17 protein-coding genes are annotated in these 16439 nt (G+C 35.5%); all 17 read left to right on the top strand.

What is annotated here, in order from left to right; genetic code table 11:
* The first annotated feature begins 33 nt into the window (after positions 1-33).
* Positions 34-249, top strand: coding sequence for a hypothetical protein (locus tag ACQRBH_RS16330; RefSeq protein ID WP_427762521.1), 216 nt, complete (start codon positions 34-36; stop codon positions 247-249).
* A gap of 21 nt (positions 250-270) precedes the next feature.
* Positions 271-480: a hypothetical protein gene (locus ACQRBH_RS16325; RefSeq protein WP_427762520.1), complete on the top strand. Its 210-nt coding sequence runs from the start codon at positions 271-273 to the stop codon at positions 478-480.
* Positions 481-588: 108 nt separating this feature from the next.
* Positions 589-1068 (top strand): JAB domain-containing protein, encoded by a 480-nt coding sequence (locus ACQRBH_RS16320; protein WP_427762518.1) that lies wholly within the window; start codon positions 589-591, stop codon positions 1066-1068.
* Positions 1053-1985 carry a DUF932 domain-containing protein gene (locus ACQRBH_RS16315; RefSeq protein WP_427762517.1) on the top strand — a complete coding sequence of 311 codons (933 nt, stop codon included), beginning with the start codon at positions 1053-1055 and terminating at the stop codon, positions 1983-1985. The genes ACQRBH_RS16320 and ACQRBH_RS16315 overlap by 16 nt, the downstream gene beginning before the upstream one ends.
* Positions 1986-1996: 11 nt before the next feature.
* The gene (locus ACQRBH_RS16310; RefSeq protein WP_427762516.1) at positions 1997-2332 is read left to right on the top strand and encodes a DUF3848 domain-containing protein; all 336 of its coding nucleotides are present in this window, start codon (positions 1997-1999) and stop codon (positions 2330-2332) included.
* Positions 2329-3255 (top strand): YqaJ viral recombinase family protein, encoded by a 927-nt coding sequence (locus ACQRBH_RS16305; RefSeq protein ID WP_427762514.1) that lies wholly within the window; start codon positions 2329-2331, stop codon positions 3253-3255. Before ACQRBH_RS16310 ends, ACQRBH_RS16305 begins: the two co-directional genes overlap by 4 nt.
* Positions 3256-3325: 70 nt before the next feature.
* Positions 3326-4126 (top strand): recombinase RecT, encoded by an 801-nt coding sequence (locus ACQRBH_RS16300; RefSeq protein ID WP_427762512.1) that lies wholly within the window; start codon positions 3326-3328, stop codon positions 4124-4126.
* 12 nt (positions 4127-4138) lie between these two features.
* Positions 4139-4375, top strand: a complete 237-nt coding sequence (locus ACQRBH_RS16295; RefSeq protein WP_427742971.1) for a hypothetical protein — start codon at positions 4139-4141, stop codon at positions 4373-4375.
* Positions 4376-4389: 14 nt separating this feature from the next.
* Positions 4390-5262 carry a DUF5688 family protein gene (locus ACQRBH_RS16290; protein WP_427762510.1) on the top strand — a complete coding sequence of 291 codons (873 nt, stop codon included), beginning with the start codon at positions 4390-4392 and terminating at the stop codon, positions 5260-5262.
* Between the two features lie 307 nt (positions 5263-5569).
* The gene (locus ACQRBH_RS16285; protein WP_427762509.1) at positions 5570-6193 is read left to right on the top strand and encodes a recombinase family protein; all 624 of its coding nucleotides are present in this window, start codon (positions 5570-5572) and stop codon (positions 6191-6193) included.
* 271 nt (positions 6194-6464) lie between these two features.
* Positions 6465-8177: a DUF262 domain-containing protein gene (locus tag ACQRBH_RS16280; RefSeq protein WP_427762507.1), complete on the top strand. Its 1713-nt coding sequence runs from the start codon at positions 6465-6467 to the stop codon at positions 8175-8177.
* A gap of 113 nt (positions 8178-8290) precedes the next feature.
* Positions 8291-9646 carry an ATP-binding protein gene (locus ACQRBH_RS16275; protein WP_427762505.1) on the top strand — a complete coding sequence of 452 codons (1356 nt, stop codon included), beginning with the start codon at positions 8291-8293 and terminating at the stop codon, positions 9644-9646.
* A 190-nt stretch (positions 9647-9836) separates the two neighbouring features.
* Positions 9837-11252: a hypothetical protein gene (locus tag ACQRBH_RS16270; protein ID WP_427762504.1), complete on the top strand. Its 1416-nt coding sequence runs from the start codon at positions 9837-9839 to the stop codon at positions 11250-11252.
* Between the two features lie 151 nt (positions 11253-11403).
* Positions 11404-13326, top strand: coding sequence for a hypothetical protein (locus ACQRBH_RS16265; RefSeq protein ID WP_427762502.1), 1923 nt, complete (start codon positions 11404-11406; stop codon positions 13324-13326).
* An 11-nt stretch (positions 13327-13337) separates the two neighbouring features.
* Positions 13338-13526, top strand: a complete 189-nt coding sequence (locus tag ACQRBH_RS16260) for a DUF6462 family protein (protein WP_427762501.1) — start codon at positions 13338-13340, stop codon at positions 13524-13526.
* Between the two features lie 59 nt (positions 13527-13585).
* Positions 13586-14719: a tyrosine-type recombinase/integrase gene (locus tag ACQRBH_RS16255; RefSeq protein WP_427762500.1), complete on the top strand. Its 1134-nt coding sequence runs from the start codon at positions 13586-13588 to the stop codon at positions 14717-14719.
* A 97-nt stretch (positions 14720-14816) separates the two neighbouring features.
* Positions 14817-16019 (top strand): AAA family ATPase, encoded by a 1203-nt coding sequence (locus ACQRBH_RS16250; RefSeq protein ID WP_427762499.1) that lies wholly within the window; start codon positions 14817-14819, stop codon positions 16017-16019.
* Positions 16020-16439 lie beyond the last annotated feature (420 nt).

Raw genomic sequence — 16439 nt, 5'->3', positions numbered from 1 at the left:
TAGAAATAATATATAAAAAGAGGAGAAATTATTATGGGATTTTTAGATTTTTTGGGTGACACTATGACAGATAGTATTAATTCAGCAAATAAAAGGATAAACAGTGCTTTTAGAGAGGAATTAAGAAGAAAAAATGATAAAGAATTTGAAAGGATTTATCGAAATCGATATAACAATGAAAAATTGGTAATGGATAATGAAAAGATGGATATATTAGAGAAAGAAGCACAACGTAGAGGAATCTATTAATAGTAGGGAGGTAGAAGAACCATGACACAAGATAAAGATTCTTTATTAAAAAGATATAAAAGTACAGCTAAAAGATATGATGAAAAAGGTAGACGTGAATGGGCATATGCAAAGAATGATTTAGGGGGAGAACATTATGCAAAAGCTAGAGATGCGTTTGATAGGGCAAAACGAAATCAAGATAAGGCAGATCAATTAGAAAAAGAGATAAAAAGAAAAAAGAAAAGTTGAATCTTGTATGGTAGGGTTATAAATTTCAATTACATATTATTTCTATGAAACAAAGCCAGAGCCTTGAGTAGGTTCTGGCTCAATTTATGTCCAAAAGGAGGAATAACAATGCAGCTATTGGAAAAAAACTATGTACCGCTGGTTCGAATCCATGCGGTCAAGGAACAGAATCTGCCATATGGAAAAAGACAATTGAACACGACACAGGAAGTCGTAGAGTTTTCAGGTCAGCTTTTAAAAGATGCAGATCGGGAGTATGTGCTGGTTCTTTCGGTTGATACGAAGTGTGCACCCGTGGGAATTGAGGTGGTTTCAATCGGAACATTAAATCAGGCGTTAATAGAGCCGAGAGAAATTTTTAAACATGCAGTACTTTCTAATGCTCTGGGAGTTTTTATTATTCATAATCATCCTTCGGGTGATGTGACTCCCAGTACAGAGGATCGTCTGGTTACGGAGCGTTTAGAAAATGCTGGTAAAATACTGGGAATCAAAGTGTTGGATCATATTATTTTAGGGGAATACGGAACATTTTATAGTCTGGCAGAGGAAAAAAGAAGGGAGATGGAGTTATGTCAGCAAATGTAGAATCTATGTTTTGGGTAAGAAAAGTTCCATGGCATGGGCTTGGAAAGGGGGTAAAACAGGCACCGAATTCAGCGGAGGCTCTTTCATTGGCAGGATTGGATTGGAAGGTAGTACAGGAACCAATTATTACTGCAACAGGAGATCTGGTGGAAGGCTATAAGGCAAATGTCAGGGATACGGACCATAGGGTTTTAGGAGTGGTAACAGACCGTTATAAAATTGTGCAGAATACAGATGCATTTTCATTTACGGATGCACTTTTGGGAGAAGGAGTTCGGTATGAAACGGCAGGTTCATTACAGGAGGGGAAGAAAGTCTGGCTTTTGGCACGTCTGCCCCATGAATACATTATTGCAGGAGAGCATATCAGTCCATATCTTCTGTTTTTCAATTCCCATGATGGTTCTGGTGCAGTGAAAGTATGTATTACTCCAATCAGGGTGGTTTGCAACAATACGTTGAATCTGGCACTTGCTACCGCAAAGCGTTCCTGGTCTATGGTACATACCGGTGATATTAACGGAAAATTGGAAGAGGCAAAAAACACCTTATTTATGGCAGAAAAATATATGGACAGCCTTGGAAAAGAATTTGAAGTTTTAAGGAAGAAAAACCTGACAGATGCACAGGTGAAGGAGTATATAGAGATTCTTCTGCCGATAGAACCGGATGCCTCTTCGCAGCAAATTAAGAATGTAAAGAGTCTGAGGGAAGATCTGAACAGAAGGTATTATGATGCTCCTGATTTGAAAGGGACTGGAAAGAATGGTTACCGGTTTATCAATGCAGTCAGTGATTTTGCGACTCATGCGAAACCACTTAGAATGACGTCAAAATACAGAGAAAATCTGTTTGCAAAAACAATAGAAGGGAATCCAATGATTGATAAAGCTTATCAGATGGTAAGTGCTGCTTAAAGGAGAAAAGAATGGAGCGAAAAGAGTTGCAGGAATTATTTTGCGCGAAAATCGGGATGGAATATGCAAGATTTCATTGTGAGATGCTTGCAAAGACGGCAGAAGAAATATATCAGAATGCTTATAGAATAGATTGTATTATAAATCTGTATGAAGATCTTTTGGAACTGAGCCAGGAATTGGAGCAAGGAACGCTGGAGCAGTTAATTTTGTTTCCGGATATTTTGGAATACCTTTATCAGCTGTGGATGAATGAGGAGGATTCCTATGGAGAGGAATTACAGGAATGCATTCGAAAAGGAATTTTGCAGATAGAGAAAGAAGATCGTGAGGCGAAAATAGCATGAAAAAATTAGTATCTACGTTAAATCTGGATAAGAAAGAATGGTTACGTTATCGGAAACTTGGAATTGGAGGATCTGATGCCGGAGCAATCTGTGGATTAAATCCCTATCGGACGGCAATACAGGTCTATCAGGACAAGATATCAGATGAGATTGAAGAATTGGATAATGAAGCAATGCGTCAGGGACGGGACCTAGAGGAATATGTTGCCAGAAGGTTTATGGAAAAAGCAGGGAAGAAAGTACGCCGGGCAAATGCCATGTTCTGCAATGAATCCTATCCGTTTATGATTGCTGATGTAGACCGCATGGTCGTTGGTGAAAATGCAGGACTGGAATGTAAAACGGCCAGTCCTTATATGGCAGAAAAGTGGGAGAATGGGAAAATTCCTTTATTTTACCAGATTCAGTGTTATCATTATATGGCAGTTATGAATACGGATGCATGGTATATTGCGGTGATAATCTACGGCAGAGAATTCAAATATTACAAGTTAGAACGGGATGAGGAATTGATATCCAGTCTGATTCAGATTGAACAGAATTTCTGGAATGAAAATGTATTGAAACAAGTATTGCCGGAACCAGATGGGTCTAAAATTGCGGATTGTATAATCAATGAATATTTTAAAGATTCTGTAGCTGAATCCATACCATTGATGGGATTTGATAAGAAATTGGACCGACAGCAGGAATTAAAAGTGTTGATTGACCGGATGGAGACAGAGAAGAAACAAATTGAGCAGGAATTGAAGATCTATTTAGGAGAAGCGGAAATGGCAGAAAATGAGAAGTACAGGGTATCGTGGAAATCTGTCAGTACCAAGAGAGTAGATGAAAAACGTTTGAAGGAAGAGAAACCAGAAATATACGAGCAGTATCAGAAGGTCATTCCAAGCAGAAGATTATTAGTAAAAGCGGCATAGAATCTATGAAAAAGGAAAGGCATGGAGAGGCAGGGATGCCTCTCCTGCATGATAGGAGGAGAACTGTTATATGACAGAATTAAAGGAAGAACTTGCGAAAAAAGCAAGTAATACAAGAAAAGATGGAAAACTAACAAAATCAATGAGTATTGCGGATCTGATTAAAGCAATGGAACCGGAAATCAAAAAGGCATTGCCTGCAGTTATTACACCGGAGCGTTTTACTCGGATGGCTCTGTCTGCATTAAATACAACACCGAAACTGCAGGAGTGTACACAAATGAGTTTTCTAGCGGCCTTAATGAACGCAGCCCAACTTGGGCTGGAGCCAAATACTCCGCTTGGTCAGGCGTATTTGATTCCATACAATAATAAGGGTGTAATGGAATGTCAGTTCCAGATCGGATATAAGGGCATGATAGAACTTTGCTATCGGAATCCTGAAATGCAAATGATTTCTGCACAGACTGTATATGAGAATGATGAATTTGAATATGAACTGGGATTAAATCCGAAACTGGTACATCGTCCGGCATTGAAAGACAGAGGAAATGTAAGATTATTTTATGGACTTTTTAAATTGGTAAATGGTGGATTTGGTTTTGAAGTTATGAGTAAAGAAGATATGGATACATATGCAAAAGAATATTCCAAAGCGTTCGATTCTTCCTATAGTCCATGGAAAAACAATTATACAGGAATGGCACAGAAAACAGTGATAAAAAAAGCATTGAAATATGCGCCATTAAAAGCAGAGTTTCGGAAAGCATTATCATCAGATGAAACGATAAAAACAGAATTCTGCGAAGATATGAGTGAAGTACAAAGTGAAAATATCTTTGACACAGAATACCAGGAAGAAGCGGCATAGGAGGTAAGAAGGATGATGATGGAAAAAATATACGATAAAGTTTATATTACCTTAGATGATGAGGTTCAAAGAGACGATTATGAAATCAGCGATAGATTGACGGGGCTTTTAGAAAATGCGGATCTGGAAACCATGAGCAGGAAAGATTTGACGGATTTGGTTTGTAAAGCATCTGCAGTCGGCCAGAAACAGGGCTTCATTTCAGGAGTACGTTTTCTGGCGAAATTATTATGTGAAATAATGATTTAAAAAGGAGAATGACTATGAATTACAAGGAATATAAGAAAGAATTACAAGAACTTGTTCAGAAAGAAATTGGAGATCAGGCAAAGGTTGTGATTACAACACAGGTGAAAAGTAATGATGTTATAAAAGAAGGAATTACATTTGAAGAAGCCGGTACGCATGCAGTACCGGTTATTTATTTGGAAGAGATTTATAATACATATCAGGAATCGCAGGCAATAGAAGAAAGTGTAGAAACTGTATTGGATATCTTTAGAAATAGTTCGCCTTTTCAGAGAGAGGATTTTGCGCTCAGTTGGGATTTGATAAAACCTAAAATACAGATTAGGCTTCTTAAGAGAGAATGGAATAAGAAATATATCAATTCTTTAGTTTATCGAGAATGGCTGGATTTTGCTATTATTCTAGTAGTACGTGTATCGGAAAAGGAAGTGGGGAGTGCTGTAGCATCTGTTTCAAAAAGCATGTTAGCGGCATTACAAATAGATGAAAAGGAACTGTGGAACGCTGCATTTGAAAATCTGCAGAAAGAATACTTCTTTGTTCAGGATATAAGATCAATCTTTATCGGAGAAACAAGGCAAAGTCAGGAGGGTACAGGAGTATTCGTGGCTACGAATTGGAATTTTCAATATGGGGCAAGAGTAATTCTGCGGAAAGATATATTAAAAGATTTTGCAGAGAAAAATGGTTACAATCTTTTTATCCTGCCAAGCTCTCAAAATGAGATTTTAATTCTGGGAGATAATGGAGAAATGCAGGCAGAGGATTTGAAGGAAATGGTTGCTTCCATTAACGGGGATCCAAAGCTGATTTCTAAGGAAGAGGTATTGTCAAATTCTGTTTATTACTATGATTATGAGCAGGATGAAGTAAGAATTGCAGCTTAGGAGAGGAGAGAAGGCTTATGTGGGAAATCTGTGTGTTAATTAAATATGCAGGGAAAAAACTCTTTGAAATGTTTCTGATATTGTAAAGTTTGGAGATTTTAGTAAATGGGCAAAGAATGTTATAATCATTTTTATTTTGTTAATATCGGGTCTACTGATTTTTAAATTGTATCTGATGGAATGTGATCGCAAAATAGTTGTCGATATCGATCTGTAGGAGGTGAGGCTATGTGGAAGATTGGAATATGGATTGAGAGGGCCGGGGAGAAATTACTTGATTTGGTATTGAAATTTTAGGAGAGCATGAATGAATCAAAGAAAATATGGATATGCGCGAGTCAGTAGTAGAGAACAACACTTAGATCGACAGCTAGAGCAGCTAAAACAGTATGTACCTGAAGAAAATATATTGACAGACAAGGCAAGTGGAAAGGATATAGAGCGCCCTGCATATCAGGCACTGAAAGGAGCATTGGGATTAAGAAAGGGAGACGTTCTATATATCACTTCTTTGGATCGATTGAGCAGAAGCAAAGAAGATATTAAAAGGGAACTTCAATGGTTCAAGGAAAAAGGAGTAAGGTTGAAGATTTTGGATTTGCCAAGTTCTTTAATAACTGTACCTGATGGACAGGAATGGATTATAGAGATGATTAATAACATTCTGATTGAAGTTCTTGCATCTATGGCAGAACAGGAGCGACTTACAATCAGAAAGCGTCAGAGAGAAGGCATAGAAGTAGCTAAAGCAAAAGGAAAACATTTGGGGCGCCCAAGAATAGTAATGCCTGAAAACTTTGGCGAAGTATATGACATATGGAAAGCCGGAGAGATTACTGCAAAAGAAGCAATGTGGAGATTACAGCTGTCTAGCAGTAGCTTTTATCGCTTGGTGAAGCAATGGGAGAGCAGCATGATAAATCACAAGTAGTGTTCCCATACGGAACATATAAGAAAAACATTGTTGTATTTGACATGTTAAAAATATCAGTCCATCAAATGTTTCAAAAGGTTTCTGATTATAGAGACATAACTCAAAAATAAAAAAGTACCTTTTGAGAGTCTTATTCGTTGTGGAATAAGGCTCTTTCAAAAGGTAGAGGTTATGAAAAAGTATAGAGATATATTGCCTTTACTTTTAATTTACGTAAAGATATAATTAATTACAAAAGGATGTGGTGAGATATTAAAGGAGGTTTACCATGGCTATTAAACCAGAATATTTATCATTGATAAAGGTATTAGAAAGTAAGTTGTTTGCAATTCCAGATTATCAAAGAGCATACAGTTGGGAAAAACAACAAAGGAAGGAACTTTTTGATGATATAAATAAAATAATGTTATCCTCGGAGCAGAACCGCCATCACTTTATGGCGACTATAGTCTGTTTACAAACAAATGAGACAGAAGAAATAGGAACAGATGAATTAGCGAGATTAGATGTTGTTGATGGACAACAAAGGTTAACAACGTTAGTTATTCTTCTAAAAGCTATATCAATGTTTCTTGAAAGATTTGGTGGAGAAAAAGAATTAGCGGAGGCAAAAAAATTAAATGAATTACTGGTGAAAGATGGTGGAAGGTTAATAATTTTACAGACAAATCATATTAGTAAAATAATGTTTAGTGCTTATTTGACAGAAGGTACTATTCCGTCGCCGTTGGAATTGACTACACTAGCGGAATTTAATTTATATCATGCATATATTGAATGTCAAAAATACGTAGAAAGTTTTGGGACTAATGAGGCGGTTTTGGAGTTGTTAAAAGCTGTTAAAAATAAGTTAGACTTTATTTTCTATGTTTTAGAAGATGAGGGCGCGGTGTATACTGTTTTTGAGGTGTTAAATAGTAGAGGTCTTGCAGTTGCTTGGTTAGATAAATGCAAAAGTATGTTAATGGGAATAGTGTTTGAAAAATATTCGGAAAAAAGTGCACATGAGAAAATGATAGTACTCCATGATATTTGGAGTACAATTTATTCGGTTATAGGAAGGCGAGTTGTACGAGACGATGAAATCCTTACTGTTTCAGCTACTTTATGGTATGAAGGCGAGAATTTAGGAAAACCATTATCGGTTGAAAAATCAGTTGAATATTTTACAAAAATTGCGTTGGAAAATCCCGGTAAAACGATAGATATTTCTAGGTGGATTTTAAATGTTGCAAAAGCGTTAGTGAAATTATATTCTAATTTAAGACTTAGAGCTGTAACGGATATATCACATGCGAGAATGTTGGCAATAGCTATTGAACTGGCAAGTCATTATTCAGAGACAGAAAGAAAAGAAATGCTTAATAAGTGGGAGAAAGTTACGTTTATTATTTTTGGATTGCATAGAAAGGATTCGAGATTTAGAGTTGGTGATTATATAAGAGTGGCAAGGAGGATTTCTCAAAATAAGATAACTAAAGAAGAAGCGATAAAAGAAATAGGGGCAATCGCAGATAAATTTTCTGTAAAAGATGCTGTGAACAATATTGTTGGGGAAGATTGGTATGGTTCATATGATAATGACTTGAAGTATTTATTATACCGTTATGAAGAATATTTGGCTGAAGTGCATGGTGAAGAAATAAGTGAAGAAATATGGGAAAAAATATGGAGCAGTAGTCCGGCAGTAACAATTGAACATATACATCCTAAAACCTATACAAATATATGGAAAGGAAAAATAGGAGAGACGCAAGAGCAGATTGATAAAGTTGTAAATAGTTTGGGAAATCTTGTATTATTACCACCAGGTATCAATAGTAAGGCTGGGCAAAAATCTTTTGATGAGAAAAAAGAAATCTATAAAACTTACCATCTTTTGATGTTAAATGAAATAATTGAAAAAAATGACTGGACGAAAGAGGATATAGTTGAGAGAGAATTCAAATTGTTGGAGTTTATAGAAAAAACTTGGAGCTAATGATAATAAAAGAGGAAATTTAAGAAAGCATTGAAAGGCCCAAAGAGGTGGTGGAATAATAATTTGCATTCGTAGATTAGTAAGAAACAATGTGGAGGTAGGTGAGAAACAGAATGGATTTAAAAAGAGATATATATTGGGAATTGGTGCAATGGAAAGAAAAAGATAATGGTAAAGTGCTCGAGGTCAACGGTGCCAGGCAAGTTGGGAAAACATACATTCTGACAAAATTTGCAGAAGAGAATTATGAGAATATCTTATATATCAATATGATGCAGACTTCCGGACAAGAATTTGTGGAATGTTTGGAGAGAACAACAAAGTGGGAACCTGGTGAGCCGAGAGTAGAAAAGCCGATACATAAGGCTTTAAAACTTTTTGATCCTGATTTTACCGATGAAAGTAATACGATAGTACTGATTGATGAGATACAGGAATCAGCGAAGGTATTTTCCTTGATTCGGCAATTTGCAAGAGAATTTAAAGCTCATTTTATTGTAACTGGAAGTTATCTTGGAAAGACCGTTCAGAAAGAGTATTTCCTTCCAGCGGGTGATATTGACGTAATGATAATGAACACGATGTCTTACGAAGAATTTCTGCAGGCAGTGGGAATGAGAGATGTATATGAAAGTATCGATCTTTTCGGAGGGGGGGCGCATGAAGAATATGATGAGCTAAAAAAATGGTATGATATCTATTGTGAAATAGGTGGATATCCGGCAGTTGTAAAAGAATTTTTAGAAACAAAAGATATTCAGAAATGTAAACAAACATTGAAAAATATTGTAGATATCTTTATAAATGAGACAGAACGATACTTTGATGATATTCTTGAGATGAATCTTTTTGAACAGATATTCCCGGCGATTGCTCAAACTATGGTACGAGAGAAAAAAGGCTCCAGCGATCTGGTTGTAGATTTATCGAGGATAGTATTTAAAGATGATACAAATCGTTTTACAAAGACGAGTATTAATAAAGCGATTGCATGGTTGTATAAGTCAAATATCATTGGGTATTGTGACCGAGTAAACGAAGGAGATATTTTGGATGTGACGTATGACTGCCGATTTTATTTTAAAGATCTGGGTGTTGCAAGAATGTTTCTAAAAATGGCAGGTGCAGAAGAAAGTGATATCGATGGAATTATTAATGAAAATTTCGTATATCTCTATTTGGAACGTCAGATTCAAGAAATGAAAATTGCAGGAAAGTCACCTATGTTTGGAATGTATAAAGGTGGAGAAATTGATTTCATTGTGAAAAGTCACTTAGACGGTTGTGTGTACGGTATAGAAGTGAAATCTGGAAATAATATTGGGAAAACTGCTAATCTTCTGCTCCGGAATGGGAAAGTCCAATATCTGTATCTCTTGAAAGGAGATACCTATGGTGGAAAAGATGGAAAGAAGATAACGGTACCGATACCTTTAACAGGAAGAATCGAATTTGTGAGATCAAAATGAAAACAAGAGACTAGAAGAATCTGTTCTCTTATTTGTTATAATGATGTACGTATATAAGTATATGGGTTTAATGATAAGGAGTATCTGATCCGGATTCCCCGGAAACCCCGGATGTGAAGTGGAGAATTTACATGGATATTGGGTATTCTTTTTTCCGGGGGATTCGGGGAAAGTGGGAGAGGGGAAGAGAATGAAAGAGATTGCTGACAATAATTTGCCTATAGAAGAAGTTGTTAGAAATGGGTTGAAAGAACAGTTGAATAGGCAAGAAATTGATAAAAAAAATCATGTGCCACATTATAGAGTTTGGAATGATAGAGATATATGCATGAAGGGAGTATTGATTCAACCGTTAACTGAAACATGGGAAGATAGAAAATACTTAGAATCTTTAAAAGAAGCAAACTCGATTTTTGAAAAAGAAATGGTGAGTGATGTCACGGCAAGAGAACCAAAACAGGGACTTTTTAATAGTAAAGCTCAAGAATTTTATGAAAGTAAGTTTTGGGAAAAAGATAAAAGTATAGATGAGTTAAATTTTGCGAGAAAGTTTTATAAGGATATTATTATGAAGTCATTTGGAGATATTGATAATTACTATGATAAAATAGGCCAAATAATATTAAATAGGCCACAATATTTTATGTTTGATATGAAAATATGTTTAGAATGTGAACAAAGTCGGAAAGAAGCAAAAGAAGTTCACCTGCATTTTTCAAGAGGGGAAGTACGGGAAGTTGGAATAAAGGAAGAGTGTCAGTGGCTTAAAGATGATGAATGTTATAAAATAAAAAGTGATAAAGATTATGGGCCGGAAGATAAAAGTTTTGCTCGTTTTGCAGATAAAAGAATAAATGATGCATCTATAGTTTTCCCTTATTGTTTTAGAAATAAAGTAATTAATGATAGGGAAGTGGTTTTTGAAAGTGTTTTTCGTGAAATTCAAAGAGAAATGATATATAGCAATAAACTAAGAAGGTTGTTTAATATAGAAAAAATCAGTTTAGATTCAAACGTATATCAGTATCTGAATGTGTGTGAAAGAATTTTTCCAATGATTCCTCAGCAGTGTATAGGAGATGAGTTAGACCAATATACATGCATAATAGAACATATGACAGGAATAAATTTGTCGATTTGTTATTCTTATTATTATACAAAGATAATGAATCATGTCAAAGAAAAAGAGAGCCAAATAAAGATATCCCATTTATTAATGTGTATATTATATGAATTCCTAGAATTCCCAAATGTGTTTACAAGGGTTCAGATAGTCAGAGAATACATGGAGCCGATTTTGTTTTTGAATGAGAATATTCAGGAAATGTTAGTAATTGTGGGTGAGAAGATTGAAAAACTCAAAGGAGAATATATAAAGAAATGGGATGAACAATTTTCGCTTTTAAATATGGAAGAATCAAAGAAAATGTTTAATAATAAAGTTCAATCAGTAACGAGGGAATCGATTTTTGAGAATAATAAAGAAAGAGTATATAAGTTCCAATTTGCAGATTATAAGACCGCAGAAATCGATGAAAATTATTTTTCTTGTGTGTGCAGAAATTCGATAAAACGTTTAATTCAAAATTATATCAAAAATAATTAATACAATCAATCCTTTAAAAAAAAACCGGCAATAAATTTTGCTGGTTTTTTTCTTCTTTTCTTATTTGATATGATAAGTGCAGTAAAAGAAAGGAGAAAAAAATATGCAGAATAATAAAAATGGAAAGAAATTGATTTCGCTGATTGAGCCGTTGGGAGAAAAGAAGCTGATTCCGCTGATTGAGCCGTTGGGAGAAAAGAAGCTGATTCCGCTGATTGAGCCGTTGGGAGAAAAGAAGCTGATTCCGCTGATTGAGCCGTTGGAGAAACAGGAACCAATGCAGGAGATCTTTTCTAAAGAGCATGTTAAACAGGAAGAAATTCGATCATTAAGACATAGAAAGGTTTTCGAGGAAGAAAAGAAGAGAATGCTGGAAATGCCGAAAAAAGAAGTCAATGTTCAAATCGATGATGAAGAGGAAACTTACGGCAATTTTTCAATCCAGATTTTGAAGCGTGTAAAGATTATTGAAGAATTTCAGGATGAAATAAAAATCAGCACCAAATATAGGTGCAAAATAATTTTAAATAATGGAGAGTTGATGGAGGTGAGTGTCCCGGGAACGCAGATTCATAATTTAAACTGGATTATCGAAAAGTCAGGAGGTGCAGCACATTTTTCGACTAATAAAAGTGCACGGGATGAAATAGCGAAGCAGATTCATATGTGGATGGATTCTGGGGATGTTGAAAGTATTACAAAATATCAGCAGAACGGATGGAAAAAAATCGAGGGTTATTGGGAATATGTCATCGATTCAGGTGTAGTTGGTACACAGATAGAAAAAATAATTGGTGACGAAACACATCCGTTTCTTTACGATCCAACCCAGGTTGCAACTCAAAAAAATTTCAGAGAAGTTTTTGGCATGTTAGACATATGTAAGGATAGAACAATTACCACTGCACTTTTCCTTTTTACACATATGGGCATACTCACAAAGCTTTTTGAAATTGCTAAAGTTCCCGTCAAAGGAATGCTAGCGGTTATAGGACCAACGAATTCTCGAAAAACTTCATTAGCACTTTGCATGACTAAAACTTTTTGCAGGGACGATATTTTTACACCGGAAATTTCGTTTGAGTCGACACTTGGAGGGATTGAAGTTGAAACGAGTCGTCATGCTGATTCTGTGGTTGTGATTGATGATTTTCACCCTTCTATGACGAAAAAAAATCAGAACAAAATGAACGATCTTCTAGAATTTGTAGTGCGAAGATATGGAGATCGAACCGTAAAAAAGCGTATGACAGACTTTGCGCCAAATGGGAATGCGGGAAAATATGGAATAAAGGGCTTAGCGGTAATTACTGGAGAAGATATTGGAGGTGTACAATCCTCACTGACGCGGATCCTTTGTTTGGAAATCACTAGGAATACAGTGAACAATGAAGTCTTGTCGTTTTATCAGGATAATCCGTACATTTTGACATCGCATTTATATGGGTTTATTGCTTATGTCTCTCGTTATTTTAACGAAATTGTGAGTTACCTTGCAAAAAGAGTCAAAGAACTGAGAAAACAGAAAAAATGTGATGTTCCACGTTTTTCAGAATACTATGCCCAAATGATGGTGGTGGGAGAGATAATAGCGGAATATGCGGTTTACCAGAGTTTTTGGAATTCTAAAGATGTGGCGTATTGGTTATCCGATTGTGGCAATGCACTGAATTCAATAGTTATGACTAATTTGAAAAATGTAAGAGCAGGTGATTTCTCAACAATGATTGCAATTGCGTTAAATGATGCGTTAAAGACAAATGGTGTGGAGAAAATAGAAAAGGCGAATGGACAAATTGGCAATCTCCAAATATTGAAGGATTCCGAATTTTACTATATTCGAGCGGAATTTCTTTTGGAAATTACAAAAAAATACTGGTCCAGGTTTGGACAAGATTTGCCATTTGCGAGTAAGAAGCAAATGACGATGTTTCTGAAAAATGCAGGATTAATTTTAACCAAAAAGGAGGGAACAGAATTGCGTTACACTTTACCCTTACCAGGTGGAAAGCAACGTGTTTTGTATTTGAAAAAAAGGAGATTAAAAGAAATCCTTGAAGAAACGGAATTGTAGGAGGAAAATGTATGGATAAACAGAATATAAAATTGACAGAGAAACGGTTACTAAATATGACGGAATTTCAAGCCTACACCAGCGTGGGCAGAAACTCAGCGATGAAATTAGCACATGAATCAGGCACAGAGGTACGAATCGGTCGACGGGTTTTGGTAGACCGTGTAAAGTTTGACGAGTGGTGTGACCAATATTTGTAGCAATTCAGGAGGAGCTGGCTGTTTGAGTCAGCTCTTTGCGTATAAGGGAGAGGGGAAAAATGGGAAATAATAAGCTGCCGAAAGGAATAACTGTCCGGAAAGATGGGAAATTAATGGGACGAGTTCAATATGAAGGAGAACGATATACGTTATATGATACTGATTTGAACACATTGCAAAAGCGGATGGAGGATCTAAAATATGAACTGCGTCATGGTATTTTTGAAAAGGAACAAAACATTACTGTTGACTCTTGGTATCATACTTGGATGACAGAATATAAAAAGAATCAAGTAAAACCTACAACTTTTGATCTTTATGAACGTACATACGAAGGACATATTAAAGGTTACATTGGAAAAAGAAAGATGAAAGATATCCGACCGGAACATATTCAGAGAATTTTTAATGTGGAGGCAAAAAGGGTAAAGCGTCAGACATTGACACGTATTAAGGTAATTCTTAATGGAGTGTTCAAACAGGCATATAAAAATGGAATTATTCAAAAGAATCCGGTAGAACGAACAACATTTCCAAGAATAAGAGAAGAGACAGAAAGAAGAGTTATGACAAAGGATGAACAACAATTATTTTTGAAATATACGAAAAGAACGTATTATGGTAAGATTTTTGAAGTTGCATTAGCAACAGGAATGAGAAATGGAGAACTTCGGGCATTAGAATGGAGCGATATTGATTTTGAGAATCGTATGATTCATGTGACAGGGACCTTGATTTATACAAATGGGGAGTATAAAAAAGGATCTCCCAAATCCAGAACAAGTAAGAGAGATATTCCTATGTTGGATAATGTGTACCATATTCTAAAAGAGCATCGAAAGGAACAGTTGGAATTGAAGATGAAGTTGGGGGCAGACTGGAGACCGATAAAAGGGTTAGAGAATCTTGTTTTTACAACTGAATTTGGTATTGCGATTAATGGGACATCTATGCAGTATTATATGAAGCATATTCAGGAAATGATACGTAGAGATGGAAAGGAATTTGAACCGATTCATATTCATACACTTCGGCATACTTTTGCAACAAGGTGTATAGAAAATGGGATGCAGCCACAGGTTTTAAAGACGATTTTAGGACATAGCTCACTGTCTATGACAATGGACTTATATAGTCATGTATTGCCAGATACGAAAGTGGAGGAAATGAAAAAAATTGCAAATTGTTTTTAAAAGTATTTTGAGAGGTGTTGTTTATAATGAATTGTGCTTGTATTGTACTTAATTTACCCTTATACTATAAGAATGAAAGTAAAGGCAGGTGTAAAGGATGAAGTTGTTTAACCCATATACACCAGGAGCAGGCTTTCCGCCGAGTTATCTGGCAGGACGTGATGAGGTTATTAATGATGCTGAGCAGACGATTATGTATGTTCAGAAAGGCATTGTACAGCGTTCTAAGATATACTATGGTCTGCGTGGTGTTGGAAAAACTGTGTTATTGAACAGGATAGAAGAGTATGCAGATGATAACTGGGTTATGTATGAACATATAGAAGTTTCAGAAGATGACACATTTAAGGCAATTATGGCAACAGCGATTCAAAAGCTGATTACACAAATGAGTCTAAAAGCAGAAATAAAACAGTTAGCAACTAAAGCGGCTTCTGTTTTAAAAGCGTTTCAATTAAAATATACACAGGGTGATGTGGAGTATTCTTTTAATTTGGGAAATGTAAATCCTGCTTATGGAACTGCAGATACAGGACAATTTGAAAATGATCTGAAAGAAATTATGGTTCAGGTTGGAATGCTTGCAAAGAAGACAGACAATATGATTTGCTTTTTTATAGACGAAGTACAGTATCTGAAACAAGAAGAATTAACTGCTTTACTTACCGCACTTCATAGAATTAACCAGAAGCAACTTCCTATTTTGGTATTTGCAGCAGGTTTACCCAAAATTGCAAAACTGGCTGGTGATTCTAAGTCCTATGCGGAGCGCCTTTTTGAATATGTTGAGATCGGTTCATTGGAATATGAGGATGCAAAAAAGGCATTAGTAGAACCTGCAATGAACCAAGATGTGACATTTACACAGGAAGCTATAGATTATATTGTTAAGGTGACGGAAGGTTATCCATATTTTATACAAGAATATGGAAAGCAAGTTTGGAAAGTGATGCATGATAAAGAGATTAATCTAGATTGTGCAAAAAAAGCAGAGAGTGCATTTCTTGTAAATTTGGATGAAAGCTTCTTTAAAGTCAGATATGATCGCGCTACAAAAATGGAAAAGGATTTTATGTTTGCTATGGTGAAATGTGGAGATTTACCCTGTACGATTTCACAAGTGGCAATTGGCATGAAAAGAGATGCTAAATCAATAGCGCCTCTTAGAAGTCAATTAATTCATAAAGGGTTTATTTACTCTACTTCATATGGTGAAATTGATTTTACAGTTCCTCAGTTTGATGAATATTTGAAAAGGATCAATCCTAATTTGATAATAGAAGAGAATGATATGTTGTAAAGGGGTATATTTTATACTCCTTTTTTTTCAAATAAAACTGGTGTAGAAAGTGGTGTAGTAGTAGGAAATCTGAAATATGCAAGATATTGTAAAAACGAATATTCCTTATAAAAAGGGAGGATGCCGGGTAACTGTCTTACCAGTTCCCGGCATGTATTATGAAAAAGTTTATTCAAAAATAGTATTTTACTACTGGACGATAGTCTTATCTTTGAATCAAATGTTTTGTTCTTTCATTTGATATATTTAGTATAAGACAGAGCTGTGAAGAAACAATGTTAAAGAAATGAAAGAATTTTAAAAGATAAATGAACAAATTATGAACAGGGATATGTTGAAAGTCTTGCCGACATTTTACAAAGAATTTGTTGGAAAAATCCCCAAAATGCATTATACTGAATAAATAGTTATTACCTTACA

Origin of the sequence: Bariatricus sp. SGI.161, assembly GCF_050313695.1 — a bacterium.
Taxonomy (GTDB): Bacteria; Bacillota; Clostridia; order Lachnospirales; family Lachnospiraceae; genus JAFBIX01.
This window is presented reverse-complemented; position numbering and strand designations above follow the sequence as displayed.